The sequence below is a fragment of the Metallosphaera tengchongensis genome (assembly GCF_013343295.1).
Taxonomy (GTDB): Archaea; Thermoproteota; Thermoprotei_A; order Sulfolobales; family Sulfolobaceae; genus Metallosphaera; species Metallosphaera tengchongensis.
In genome coordinates, this window is record NZ_CP049074.1 from 2,048,203 (window position 1) to 2,061,742 (window position 13,540).

General features: G+C 49.3%; 11 protein-coding genes. 5 read left to right on the plus strand and 6 right to left on the minus strand.

Features of this window, described 5'->3' with window-relative positions:
- Positions 1-10 precede the first annotated feature (10 nt).
- Complete coding sequence (locus tag GWK48_RS11715) at positions 11-136, plus strand: hypothetical protein (protein WP_281359969.1); 126 nt, start codon at positions 11-13, stop codon at positions 134-136.
- 120 nt (positions 137-256) lie between these two features.
- On the opposite strand, the gene GWK48_RS10755 is transcribed toward GWK48_RS11715, so the two are convergent.
- Positions 257-706, minus strand: a complete 450-nt coding sequence (locus GWK48_RS10755; RefSeq protein WP_174632167.1) for an alanyl-tRNA editing protein — start codon at positions 704-706, stop codon at positions 257-259.
- Positions 707-983: 277 nt separating this feature from the next.
- Here GWK48_RS10755 and GWK48_RS10760 point away from each other — a divergent pair, with 277 nt between their 5' ends.
- Positions 984-1,217 carry a sulfurtransferase TusA family protein gene (locus tag GWK48_RS10760; RefSeq protein WP_174632169.1) on the plus strand — a complete coding sequence of 78 codons (234 nt, stop codon included), beginning with the start codon at positions 984-986 and terminating at the stop codon, positions 1,215-1,217.
- A 53-nt stretch (positions 1,218-1,270) separates the two neighbouring features.
- Here GWK48_RS10760 and GWK48_RS10765 read toward each other — a convergent pair whose 3' ends face one another.
- The 4 genes from GWK48_RS10765 to GWK48_RS10780 all read right to left on the minus strand — a co-directional run bounded on the left by GWK48_RS10765 (position 1,271) and on the right by GWK48_RS10780 (position 6,300).
- Positions 1,271-1,558: a ferredoxin family protein gene (locus tag GWK48_RS10765; RefSeq protein ID WP_174632171.1), complete on the minus strand. Its 288-nt coding sequence runs from the start codon at positions 1,556-1,558 to the stop codon at positions 1,271-1,273.
- Positions 1,555-2,715 (minus strand): NAD(P)/FAD-dependent oxidoreductase, encoded by a 1,161-nt coding sequence (locus tag GWK48_RS10770; RefSeq protein ID WP_174632173.1) that lies wholly within the window; start codon positions 2,713-2,715, stop codon positions 1,555-1,557. The genes GWK48_RS10765 and GWK48_RS10770 overlap by 4 nt, the downstream gene beginning before the upstream one ends.
- 2 nt (positions 2,716-2,717) lie before the next feature.
- Positions 2,718-4,508, minus strand: coding sequence for an FAD-binding protein (locus GWK48_RS10775; RefSeq protein WP_174632175.1), 1,791 nt, complete (start codon positions 4,506-4,508; stop codon positions 2,718-2,720).
- 199 nt (positions 4,509-4,707) lie between these two features.
- Positions 4,708-6,300: an outer membrane protein assembly factor BamB family protein gene (locus GWK48_RS10780; protein ID WP_174632176.1), complete on the minus strand. Its 1,593-nt coding sequence runs from the start codon at positions 6,298-6,300 to the stop codon at positions 4,708-4,710.
- A 609-nt stretch (positions 6,301-6,909) separates the two neighbouring features.
- Here GWK48_RS10780 and GWK48_RS10785 point away from each other — a divergent pair.
- Together GWK48_RS10785 and GWK48_RS10790 are read left to right on the plus strand one after the other, a co-directional pair.
- Positions 6,910-8,376: an ammonium transporter gene (locus tag GWK48_RS10785; RefSeq protein WP_174632178.1), complete on the plus strand. Its 1,467-nt coding sequence runs from the start codon at positions 6,910-6,912 to the stop codon at positions 8,374-8,376.
- A gap of 310 nt (positions 8,377-8,686) precedes the next feature.
- Positions 8,687-9,211, plus strand: coding sequence for an AAA family ATPase (locus GWK48_RS10790; protein ID WP_246263818.1), 525 nt, complete (start codon positions 8,687-8,689; stop codon positions 9,209-9,211).
- 202 nt (positions 9,212-9,413) lie between these two features.
- Here GWK48_RS10790 and GWK48_RS10795 read toward each other — a convergent pair whose 3' ends face one another.
- Positions 9,414-11,438 carry a thermopsin family protease gene (locus GWK48_RS10795; RefSeq protein ID WP_174632180.1) on the minus strand — a complete coding sequence of 675 codons (2,025 nt, stop codon included), beginning with the start codon at positions 11,436-11,438 and terminating at the stop codon, positions 9,414-9,416.
- 628 nt (positions 11,439-12,066) lie between these two features.
- On the opposite strand from GWK48_RS10795, the gene GWK48_RS10800 reads away from it, so the two are divergent.
- On the plus strand, positions 12,067-13,194 hold the full coding sequence (locus tag GWK48_RS10800; protein ID WP_174632182.1) for an MFS transporter: 1,128 nt from the start codon (positions 12,067-12,069) through the stop codon (positions 13,192-13,194).
- Positions 13,195-13,540 lie beyond the last annotated feature (346 nt).

Below are 13,540 nucleotides of genomic sequence, written 5' to 3' on the forward strand. Positions count from 1 at the left end.
TTTTTGCATAATGCCGGATGTGGGTATGTATCCCGAAAGGCTTGCATACGGACAGCCCAAGATGTGCAGGTTCCCCTACTTAGACGGTATCCCGTCTAGGTGGGTTGGGGTTACCCCTTGGGGCGGAGGAGGGTGAAGGAAGACCCGCTCTCCTCCCGTGACAAGGGTTGATGATCGATATCAAGTATGAGACCCGATGAAACCAAACCCCAAGGAAAGATCTATGATGTGTTGATATACCCCAAGCTGAGCGAGGTTAGACGAGATCGTAAGATATCTCGAGGAGCTTTTTGGAGCTCCTAAAACGCCAGTCCTTTACCTCAACTTTCCCTATTTCCCCTGTGTAGTTAGTGTGTGGTTTGTTGCAGGCGTTCACGTTCCAACCCGGTATTACAACGATACTGAGGACCTTTACCTCAGGGGGGACCGGGAAGAGGTCGTACATCTCATCTCCATACTTCCTTTCAGCTTCCTCCCTGGGTAACTCCTCCTTAATTATTGCAACGTTCTCCTCAATCTTCCTGTTGGCGAGAAGATTTATCTCACCGATCTCCTCCTCAGAAGGCTTTCTATCATGTTGTACTGTCAACCTCCCGTGACTTCCGCTCACATAAACGCTAGCCGTCCACTTTGCCCCCAGTACCTTCCTGACAGATCCCTTGAGGACGTGGAGAGCTGTGTGAGTCCTCACTTCTACTTGGTCCATGAACTCAGGTAGAATAGTACATTATAGGTTTTTCCTAGGGAGATACGTGAAGTCGATCACGTTGATTTTTCGTCTTTAAAACCCCAGACCAGCAAGAGATCCGAGAGGGGAAGTTGAGTGACCTCCTTTTCCCTCTTCACGTTTTCTTCCTAGAGCGTGGAAAACTAGCCCTTTAGCTAGGAGGAGATCGGGTAAAGAACACTTTAAGCATTGAAGACGCCTGGATTTTCAAGAGTCGGGATTAAGACTTTTTTGTCTCCACAGCAATTACAATATCATGAGAATTGAACTGGACCTTACGGGCCTGTGTTGTTCTGTTCCTCAGATGCTAGTGTACTCAAACCTAAAGAAGATGAAGGAGATGGACATCCTGGAGATCGTGGTCGAGAAGGGCAGCTCTCAGGAAAGGGACGTTTTGGAAGTGCTAAACTACTTTGGTCTTGAGCCCCAGGTCTCAGAGAGGAACGACGGTAATGTTGTGTACCTAGTCTCGAAACGGAGGACATTCTAGGATTTCATAAAATAAACCTCTTTATAACTTGAGGAAGACCTCTAGTGCTAAGGTCAGCCGTACCTCAACGACATCCCCAGCCCGTACCTTGGGAAGCTCCAGACTATGTTCTGGTATGGGCAGGCGATCCTGCACGCTCCGCACTCCACGCAGTTCTCATAGGAAAGCACTAGCCTCCTCCCGTCCCATGTATAGACGTTGGCAGGACACACCAGTATGCAGGGTTGGGGCTCACCATTCACCTCCTTACACTTCTGGCAAGTAGCGTTATCCTTCACGCTTAGGTGTGGTCTCTCGTCCCTCTTGTACCTTAACGTGTAGAGCTTCTCCTCAACTCTCATGCTGTCACCTCCATTAGGAGAAGGGCGTGTTTCATCAACTTCCACGGGTTTTCCCTGATCCCAGACATGGATATACTCCCCCCAGTCCAGGAGGTGGCGACGTCAATGGCTGAGGAGACGTAGAACCTGAGGTTCTCCTCCTTTACCAACTCCCTGATCAGGGACCTCCCCTTCACGATCTGGGATATTTCAGGATCCCTAAGGAGAGACCTCTCGTACCCTTCACATCCGTCCCTGGCTACGCTCTCCCCTGCTAGTGCCCCTGAGATCACTGCAGGTCCGATCCCGTTGAAAGTGATGGGGTTCACTAGGCCAAGGGCGTCCCCGACTAGGTAAACGTTTCCTGAACAAGGCCTCCACTCAGGGTACCCGTTCTCTGGTATGATCTTAGCTGAGTACTCCCTCAGGGAAAAGCCCTTCACGAGTTCCGGTATACCTAGGTACCTCTTGACTTCCTCCAGGACGTCTTGCGGTCTGAGCTTATGTCTCAGGAGCGACCTCATGTGCACTCCTATCCCGAAGGCTATGGAGTCCTTATAGGTGTAGAGGAACCCGGCCCCCGGCACAGGGTCCTGGAAGAGGTACCTGACCGAGATCCCCTCTAGGTCTGAGGATAGCCCTAACCTCTTGTTTACCTCGTCCTTGTTAAGGGAGTACACCTCCTTAACGGTTTGCACGGTCTCCTCTGGGGTCAGGTCCCTCCTCAGACCCATGTCCATAGAGACGAGGGGATTAGCCCCCTCAGCTAGGATTATTGACTTACCATACACCTCCCCCCTGTCAGTGACGACTTTTTCTCCCTCTACCTTAAGCGCAGTCGTCTTGTTTAGGACCAACGCTCCTGCCTGTTCCGCTTGGGAGGCCATCCACTTGTCCAGCTTCAGTCTCCCTGTGGTGATTAGCCTATCCCTAGGTCTCACGTTTATCTCCACCTCACCCTTTCCCAACACTAACCTCACCCTCCTCACTTCCCTCTCCAACGGGGGCTCCGCCCCGAAGACCCTCAGGTCCTCAACCCTCACCATTGCCCCTGACACGTTTTTAGCCCCAGGTTCGGACCCCCTCTCTATTACCAGGGTCTTTAACCCCATCTTGGACGCCACGAGTGCTGAGGCGCTCCCAGCTGGTCCTGACCCTACTATTATTAGGTCATACATGCTCACAACCTCCTCAAGAGCTCTGGGACCACCTTGAACAGGTCCCCTACCAATCCGTAGTCGCAGTTGCTGAATATCTGCGCCTCAGGGTCCTGGTTCACCGCTATGACCTTCCTTGCCCCGGAAATGCCCACTAAGTGCTGGACTGCCCCAGAGATACCCAGGGCTAGGTAAAGCTTAGGTCTTATGGTCACCCCGGTCTGACCCACCTGCCTGTCTTTAGGGTACCAACCTGAGTCTGCTAGGGGCTTCGTTACCCCCACGACTCCCCCGAGTCTGCTCGCTAACTCCTCAGCCATCTTTATGTTCTCAGGGTCCCTTATACCCCTACCCACGCCCACCACGACATCAGCCTCGGCTAGGACGTTCCTCCTCTCCAGTTTCCTGTGCTCCAGAACCTTGAACCTAGTGAATAGGTCCTCCACTTCCTCCCTGATAACTTCCCCCTTCCTCTCCAGGAGTATTGGCCGGAATACTCCAGGTCTCACGGTCACCATCACTGGTCTGCTCTTGGGGCATACGATCGTTGACATCTCCTTCCCCCCGAAGTCCGGCCTAGTGGAGTTCAGGACTCCCTTGTCGTCCACATCGAAGCTCGTGCAGTCAGCTATGAGGCCAGTGTCAACTGTGATGGCTGTGGTTGAGGCTAGTTCCCTGGAGTTCCTTGTCCCAGGGAAGAGTACTGCCTCAGGTTGGTATTTCCTCACCAGTTTAGATAGGGCTTGGGTGTAGACGTCGTTATCGTAGAGGTTGAAACCCTTGGTCACCCCAACGTAGACCTTGTCAGCACCGTGCTTGAATGACCCCTCCACCGCGTTGTCCACGTTGTCCCCAACCACCACTGCAGAGAGGGAGGTCGACATCAGGTCAGCTATTCTCCTCCCCTCAGCCATTATCTCCCATGAGGCTGGGTTCACGGTGGTATCCATGTGGTCCACGTAGACCCAGACCTCTCCCTTTACCTTTACCTTAGGTTCCGGTTTTACGTACCTCTCCTCATACCCCTGGTCTCCCTGCAGGGACTCCCTTATCTTCTGGACCAACCACTCAACAGCGTCCGGGTCTTCCAGTCTCTTGACCTCAGGGTTCCTGGTCTTGGGAGGAGGGTGTACCTTTATGACCTTGGTGGGTGAACCTGCCAGGCCTATCTTACTGGGCTCGGCCCCAATGTCCTCCTTGGTGAGCTTGGGTATCTTGGCTGTCTTTGCCCTGATCAGGGAGTTTATGTCTGGTTCCCTGGGTCTCCCGGTCTCCAAGATAGTGAGGACTGCAGGTATCGGGAGCTCCACCACCTCCTCCTCGTTCTCAGTAGCCCTCACAGCGACGACTCTCCTCTGGTCGAGTTCCTTGACCTCCTTTACGTAACCTAGGACGGGTATTCCCAACCATTTAGCAGTTTGAGGGCCTACCTGCTCTGTCTCCCCGTCCACAGCTCTCCTCCCGAACAGGTACAGGTCGGCTCCCCCGAGCTTCGTGATGGCCTTAAACAGCGTGTAGGAGGTAGCCCAGGTGTCAGCCCCAGCCATTGCCCTGTCCGTGATCAGGTAAGCTTCGTCTGCCCCCATAGCTAGGGCGTCCCTAAGGGCCAGTTCACCCTGCGGGGGGCCCATGGTGATTACCGTCACCTTGCCCCCGAACCTTTCCCTAAGCCTTATGGCCTCCTCAATCGCGTACAGGTCTGGGGGGTTCACAACTGCAGGAACCCCTTCCCTCACCAACGTGTTCGTCACGGGGTCAACTCTCAAGTCGTCAGCGTCCGGGACTTGCTTAATTGAGACTATTATTCTTACCATGAATACTCAATGATAATTACGAAACTCGCATATATATATTCTACTACGAATATTGCAGACATAACTAGGAAATTTTAATTCAGGCCCTGGAATAAGGTAGGGCAATAGTCCTGTACATTTCTGAAGGGCTTCGGTTAAACCCTAGGAAAACCGACAAAGAGGCTGACGTGACTTGACGACTCCTCCTAGTACCATGGGACTAAGGTTCCACAAAGTTCTCGTGGAGGATTTGGTAATAGGACGTGGTGTTATGTACCACGAAGTAGAGGGGAATCGCCTCCACGTAGCCGAATCCGCCATCCACGATAACTGTCTGACCGACTACCAGGGGAGTGTCTATGACCAAGTCCTGTCCAGTCGGATAGAGGTTCACCACCTTACCCGTAGATGCGTTGATGACCTGGATGTACTGGAAGTCGGGGTTCAAGACGTAACCGTCCACATACGTAGGGCCTATGAGCCCCGGTGCCAGCTTCACTAGACTATCGTTCCAGATAAGCCTCCCGTTACTCAAGTTGAGTGCCATTATTAGGCCATCCTTTCTATCGTTTACCATGACGATACCGTGGACTATGGCTGGGCTCTCTCCGTTGTTTGCCCCCGTTGGGACAGCGTACCCTGAGACGTTTCTCACCCAGATAATCCTCCCGTTGGTAGCGTTCAAGGATACCACGATTTCCCTGGCCAACGTCTCATTCGGTAGAATACCGTGGCGTATAGGATAACCTGAGATGAACCCGTCCACGACGTAGTCTCCTGAAACAGCCATTACTGCGTCTCCAGGACCAGAATCGTAAGTGAAGGGCAAGTATGTTCTCCAGACCACCTTTCCATTGGTACTTACCCCCACAATGCTTGAGACGTTTACGGGGTAGGATGAAGAAAACCCAGCTACTATAATTGGACTAGTCAAGTTGACGTAGTCCAGGCTCGCCATATTTGCTGTCCCGAACGGACCCAACTTCCACTCCAGCTTTCCGGTCGTGGCATTCAGGGCGTAAATGAACCCATCACCGTCATCGAAGTATATCGTCCCGTTAAGTATGAGCGGGGTAGGCATGACCTGGGACTTGGTCACGAAGAACCAGATAGGTCTTCCGTCGGAAGCGTTTAGGGCCATGAGCCCTGAGAGGCCGGTGAACTGCCCCCTATGACCCCCTCCGTATGCGTTCAACAACCCCTGACCGTAGGTGAAGAACGCCCCTCCTAGACCCACGTAGACAATATCGTGGTATATGAGGGGTTGGGACATTAATGTACTTGGGATCATGTCGATGAACACCGGCTTTCCGTTCTCTGCGTCAATGGCGTAGAGGAAACCGTCGGAAGCAGCTATGTACACCATCCCGTTGGCGTAAGAGGGAGGGACGGCGTCTCCCATCATCTGGACGTAACCTTCCCTGAACTGTGGGGTGTAGTCCTTAATCAAGTTCACCCAACCGCTGATGTTTCCTAGCTGGAAAGCTGGCATCTCCTGCTGGAAGACCCAGCTCACGTTTAACTCCCCAGGTATTGACGGGACCCTGTTGGTGGAATTGTCAAAAAGCGTCCAAGACCCGTTGGTAAGACCAGGTGAGTTCTCTTGGAAATAGGTAACGCAGACAGGAAACCCATCAACCGTGTAAAGGGAGGAAGGAGACGACTGGACCTTGTAGAGCAAGACCGACGGGGAGCGTCCCTGCACCCCGTTTGAGTTAACGTGGGAGGTGAAGTACAAAAAACCCACTGCAGTCCCGATCCCTAACCCAACAATTAAGGCTATTACGACGCCTAACCAATTTCTTAACTGCATGGACATTTAATGTAACTAACAATTTATAAGATTTTCTCGTGTTAATTAAATTTTTATTAAATTATCATGCAGAGGTGTTCTGTAGAAGTTGGAGAGGAACTAGTGGGGTTAAGCGCTTTGAGAGCTGGGCCCAACTCTCAAGGTCATCGACGGGTAAAACGTCATCCCCCAGGTCTAGGACGAGGCTTACAGACCGTTCTGACTCCTCAGGGTGAGGTCTGCATTCCCTCTCTGACCCTAGCGAAAGATAGATGTCCTCTCCAGTGCTAGACAGTCTCGATCATCTCTCATGACCTTGAGGAAACCCTTATGAGGGCTACCTTAAGCAGAGATGGGGCAGTACCGTATGGACCCTAAAACACGGAAGGGGCTAAAACCTGGGGGTAGCCTTCGACGTTGCCGTGAATTTTCTATTACTAATTTCTGTTTATTTAAACTCCACCATATTCCTTTCCTATTGTTTGTTAGAAAATAATCAAACTTTCCCTGGACTTAGTAGTACTCAGTATGAAGATTTGCTAAAAACTTAATCTTATTTTTAGATATTTTTAACCTAGAATAGGGCTAATATTTTTTAATAATTTAGAGAATCCCATCATCGAGAAAAAAATGAAAAGGATATATGTGTTACTCCTAATCCCCCTTTTTATGGGCTTCATAGCCCTAGGTTCGACCAACTCCACTCTTCAACAACTAAATCAGAGCATAGCTGCGCTGTCCAACCACACTGCTGACTACCCTGCGGTCTCTGTCCCCTCCTGGCTTGACACTGGAAGCAACGCGTGGATGTTGACCGCAGCGACCTTCGTGGGTCTCCAGAGCGTCCCTGGTGTGGCGCTCTATTACGCTGGGCTTTCCAAAAAGAAGTACGCTATAAACAGCGCCATGATGGTGTTCTACGCGTTCGCCGCGGTGTTGGTAATATGGATGATTGCTGGGTACAACTTCGGGTTCGGGAAGCCCCTCCTGGAGATAAACGGTTTCGGGATATTGGGTTCCCCCACACCTGCAACTGCAGGACTGTATGAGGGATCCCAGACCATATACGGGCCAGGGAACGTTCCGTTGGACATCCCGACCTCCACGTATATATTCTTCCAGTTCGTGTTCGCTGCCATAACTCCTGTGCTGTTGGCTGGCGGTGTCCTGGAGAGGATGAACTTCAAGGCTTGGATGGTCTTCGTGCCCCTCTGGTCCCTCCTAGTGTACAGCCCCGTAGCCTATTGGCTATTTGCAGGAGGGTGGTTGAACCAGCTGGGCGCAGTTGACTTCTCTGGCGGTTACGTCATCCACGTTGACGCCGGTGTCGGAGCGTTAGCTGCGGCCCTCGCCGTGGGACCGAGGATGGCGTCCGAGAGGAAGCTAGAGGCGCACAGTTTACCCCTAATACTAGCCGGTGCTGGCCTCATATGGTTGGGGTGGGACGGTTTCAACGGTGGAGACCCAGGAGGGTCCACCATAGACGCGGCGATCGCTGTGTTAAATACCAACATTGCGACAGCAGTAAGTGCCATAACCTGGATGTTAATGGATATGAAGTTCTTTGGTAAGCCCTCCTTGGTGGGAGCTACTTCCGGAGCCATAACTGGTCTGGTAGCCATAACCCCAGCGGCTGGTTACATAAACGGGTTCTACGCGATGTTGATAGGGATAGCTTCAGGATCCCTCCCCTGGTTAGCCCTGTATAAACTAGAGCCTAAGTTCAGGATAGATGACAGTCTAGGCGTGTTCTCCACCCACGGTATAGCTGGGATCGTAGGGGGTATACTGACAGGTGTGTTTGCAGACCCCAACGTGACAAAGTACGTGGACCCTGCGTTGGTAGGAGCTCTATACGGTAACATAGCGCAAGTGGGCATACAGGCCCTGGGAGCAGCGGTGGTGTTCGTCTACGACTTCGCAATAACGTACGGTCTTCTCAAGGCAATAGGGCTGTTCATACCTCTTAGGGCACCTCCGGAGACCTTGAACGTAGGAGACTACGCAATGCACGGAGAGGTAGCTTACTTAGAGACCACCACAGGAGGAGAGGAGACAAAGAAGGCGGAGGCTGAAGAGAAGAAGAAAGAGGAGTGAAACTTTAATTTCCTCGCTATTTTTGACCGTTTTTTTGGAATTTCGTTTTTGGCGTAGTTGCTGTTTAACGCTCTCTTGCCAACCAGTGAAGGTTCCCCTACACGAGGTTCCCATGTATTGTGAGAGGAAACCACATACCAGTGAATGTAAAGTTTTTAGGAGTTAACCCGCACATCTCAAGTTACCTTACTCCCTTTCGGGATAAACACCCTCTTCACTCCTACCCTTACCAGGACGTCCACATAATATTATAGTCCGCGTAAGGACTCCGTTAAAGATGAGGAAAGCTTAGCCCTTCTAGGAAAGAAATTTGGGATCTCCAACCTTCATAAATACAAGGAGGTTCTGGGACTGTGGAGCCGACGTGGGAGTAAAAGCCATATTAGTAACTAATATGGGTATATGTAAAACCTTTGATCCCTACCCCAAGTCCAGCAGGGAGGAATTCTTTGATAATGAAGAAGTCTTAGACAACGTGGAGAAACTATTGGAAGGTAAGTTCTGGCCCTTGATAATAGGCCCTAAGAGGACTGGGAAGACCTCAATCCTTAAAATAGTAAGTAAAGAGCTCAATGGAGTCTACGTTGACGCTACCGGGATAAACTCCCTTAGGACACTAGCGAACGAGCTGGTCGACTCACTCAGTTTTAGAGTCCTGGTTGACCTGAGGATATTGAAGGTTGAGGTTACCAAGAGACCAGTCAAGGGGTTACAGACTATTCTGAGCAAACTTGGAGGATGGATCATATTAATAGATGAGGTGCAGAACATAGTCTCACCCTGGTTTATCTCATTCCTTTCCAGCGCATATGGGTCTTTATGTACCTGTTGCTGAACTTCTGGAAAGGTAGAGACTACGATAGTCCTTATGAAGGGCGCGATGAAGCAGTCTAAGAGAGGACCAAGAGGTCTGTTACTTTTACCACTCTAACTGTCCAGAGGACTTCATCCCCGCATTGAAAGGCGAGGTTTTCTTTTTCTTTTATAAAAATTAAGATATGAAATTTTATGAATATTCCTACAAAAAATCTTACTTTCTATCTTCTCCTTCTCCGACGCAAGAACCTTACTCCTAGGGCGATTATCACCACTATTATCACTAGGAAGACTGATCCTGCTGCATCTGAACCTGACGAAGACTGTGATGACGGCGGTGAGGAGGTGGTGCTAGAGGTCTTCTGAGTGGTGGAGGAAGACTGAGTTCTGCTGCTGGAAGTGGTATTCGTTGAGGTTGTCGTTGTCTTTGTTGTCGTAGTATTCGTGGTGGTGGTCTTCGTGGTAGTAGTATTCGTAGTGCTAGTCTTTGTTGTCGTAGTATTCGTGGTGGTATTATTTGAAACCTTGACACTCTTATGCCCGCTTACATTCTGTGGAACAGCATAAGAATAGTCTGGTTGGCCCACTGATAATGAGGCCAAACCGTCTCCTAGATATGTTACATGGACGTTAGTGGTAGCCTCTGCTGTGTCACCGCCGAAGGTGTAGTATGAAGGGAACGGTACATAGGTATTTGTTGAAATATTATAGTAAAGCAGGCCTATTTCCGCATTCAAGCTCTGAAACTGGGTTACCTCACCGTTTCCACCTCCTCCAAACACAAGTTCAGCATCGTAGTAATGACCAACTGTGGAGTTTATGCCCGCAGGAGTATATGTATATCCTGACACAGCAAAACCCGCAGCCTCCACAGATGGATCGTGTATCATGATTGTGTCAAACGTATATGGGGTGGGATTGGCTATGGAGGATCCGTTCTGTAGAACTGTGATTATCATCTTTATCTGGACACCTTGACCTTGAATAACGGTTTCATTCATCCCGAGGATAAAAGAGAAGGGCAGCTTGTAGTTTAACAATGGCAGATTTAAGTAATTTTCATAATAATAGTGTTGGTCAACATATCCATTGGGAGAGGTTATGCTTGTGTTTGAGAGTGTTGCACCATCCCCAGAAATATTAAGGACGCTATCTAATAATCCAACTAAGGACTCATTGGTGAGGAACAAAAGGACGTTCTGGGGCCAATAAACCTGTATCCCGTTGTTCGAGTCTACAACCACAAGTACTAGGTTGAGCTGAAGAGAAGCCATATATGGGTTTGATAAATTCGCAATAAATGCAGCCGTGGAGTTATACGCTAAGATCGAAGTTATGTTGGCCTCACCCATCACGCTACTAGTTACTACATAATAAGGCGTTGGCGTACCACTCTGGTTTAACACCCCATATGACGCCAGGCCTGTGGGGGCACCCTGTTTTCCAGATAATTCATGGTAAAGGTATGGGTTCACGTACTGAGGGTTGATATGGTACTCAAAATAAACGAATGCGGGCGTGGGATGTGGATTAAGGATCCGAAGGTAATATATGCCCCTGTTCAAATCCTTAAAGGTGTAGTTATACGATACAAGGCTCAAGTTGGTTATGGTCACAGGTGGGGACTCAAATACCGTTGACTGACTTGTGAGATCGATTAGCTGATACACCACAGTCTGATTGGAGGCACCTAGCACAGTCAGGTTAAAAGGTGATCCGAGAGTGGCATAATGGAGGGGAATAGAAATGTCCCTATCAGCAGGGACTGTAACATACGCACCCGCATACTGTGTTCCATTAACTACCTGTAAGCTACTTGTCACATTAAGATATATATAGACATCAGCAGGTCCATTATAAGCGTACACCACTAGGTAATACGTCCCCTCAGTGAACAGCACCCCATCTAAGTTAAGGGTACCGTTCTGTTCTGCTATACTGTTCCCGTTGATAATACCGGTAGAATTGAACTCGTTGAACTGCTGGGCCGTCATTATAGCCGTAGCAACGGAGATGTTACTTTCAGTAAAATAGACTCCAATAGTCGCATTGGGACTAGTGTTAGGCACTGTGAACTGATAAAAGAAGAAATAATTCGCTGGTATAGCCTCTGTGACGTTCTCAAAGTAGTGTATAGAATAGCTATTCTGTTGAGCCGTAACGGGGGTAACGTTTGTGGGTATACTAAGAAACTGGGTTGTCATGAAAAATACTAAAAGAATGGACAACCAACGATTATATTTCATAGTATAATTGATTCAAAATCTATATTTAAATCTAATCTTTAAGAAGTTGAACACAACCATAGATCTATTATCACGCCGTTCTCTCTAGGCCTTTCATGTTTGACTACTTTGGGAGAGTGACAAAGGAAAGGCGAATCTAACCCTTTAGGACGGGAGCAGGTCAGTGAAAACTATTCATAAAGAAACTTTTCCTAATATAATCTAGAAGGACTTAAACCTTCAACTTCTGCACGCTCAGTCAGGCTACGAAGACTTAGGGAAAATATTCCAAGGGATGAATCTAGAGCTCATGGTAACAGCCCAAGTATACGAAGCTGTGTGAGGGACGCCGATTAACTCCGCTATTTTGTGGTGTACTGTACCTTACTCACGGTTCACTGTCCATCCCTTGCAGTTCTCCTGACCCACTCCCTAGATTAATGAGAGAGTTTCCGTCTTAACTCACTAATTGAAGGACAAAATGTTTAGGGCTATCCCTCCTCCCGTCACTCCAGGTCTAATCCACCGGAGGCCGTCCAAACCTCGCCACTAATGACGCCCATAGGCAACGTAGTCATGAGAATAACAACTGTTCCGTCCAGGGACTTGGGCAACTAAAGCTTTATTCTTGTCATGAACAAAGTCCCCCGTGAGAAAAGAGATCTTCCTGGGGTGGTTTGGGACATTTCTGCAGTTATTAATAAGGTCGAGCTGGGGAGTGATCTCCGTTCCCTTAGCGACTGTCCTTCACCTCAACTCCCTGGGTATTGGCCTGATCGCAAGCGCCTTTTACCTGGGCTACGTCGTTACCTCCATCCCTTGGGGGGTGACCATTGACAGGTTCGGCCCAACCAAGGTTATCTCCTTGTCCTCCCTAGTCCTCCTCATCATCAACTTGTTGCTCTTCCTCAACCTAAGCTCCTTCACCTTAGTCTTCATAGCTTACCTCATGGAAGGGACGATAGCATCTGGGATATTCCCGTCGGCTATGAAGGTGGTGAGCTTGACTGAGAGCGGGTCGGGTCTGGTCTCATCCATAGCACTGTTGGACGGAGCCCTCCCGGTGACCATCCTCCTTCTTGGGGTTATCTCCCCTGTGCTCATCAAGGACTGGAGGTACCTCTTCCTCGCCCTCTCACTGGGATTCGCTATAGCCCTGATCCTTAGCTTAAGGGTTAAGGTGAATAACAGACCTATTGGGGTAAGACGGTCACTGACCATCCTGATGGACAGGAGGGTTGCCATAGCTACCGCAATGAGGTTTGGGGAGATGTGGTCCACGTGGGGTACCATCACATGGATATTCCCTCTACTGGTCCTATACCGGCACGTATCTACCTCCCTTTCTGGCGTCTTCTTGCTCCTCTTCGGGCTTGGTCAACTCCTGGGGATATTGGCCGTGGGCAGGTTGGTCAATGTGATGGGGGATAAGAAGGTCATCCTGATAAACCTACTCGGTTTTCTCCTCCTGACCGGTCTCGTGGCCGTCACGACGTCAACTATGCTCCTCATGGTTGAAGCGCTACCTCTGGGCGTATTCTCCTTCGCCTTCAGACCCCCTACAGACGCGTTAATAATAAAGGTTAGCGGTAACTTGAGAGCTGGGACCAGTATCGGTTTCACCAATTCAGTCTCCCAGGTCGCTACAATGGTTGTTCCCAGCTTCATAGGGCTAGTCCTCCTGGCCACTCACAGCTTTCCACTTTCCATGGTCAGTTTGGACTTAGGGTGCATCGTTTCAATCATCTGTCTATTTCTAATTTATGGAGGGGCATAGAAAATAATATACGATGGGATATTTATACAAATAAAAGTTGAATCCATGAAAGGTTAATAACTATCTCCTCATCGAGATGAATAACATATTATCACACGGATATAGTTATTTAAAATTAATCAGAACTATTTAAATTAAGACCTATTTAGATGAATATTTTTAAACATTTTTTCTGTATCCTCAAATATTTTTATAAGACCTAGGAGAGCGTGTTGATACGATGGTGATCCTTAACATGGGTAGAGTTACACATGGATAGACTGGCAGGGAAGGTTTTCCTGCTTTAACCTGGTTACGCTCCGGATCATCGCAACAAGGAAACCGATTTCATTGCTTCTTGCAGATA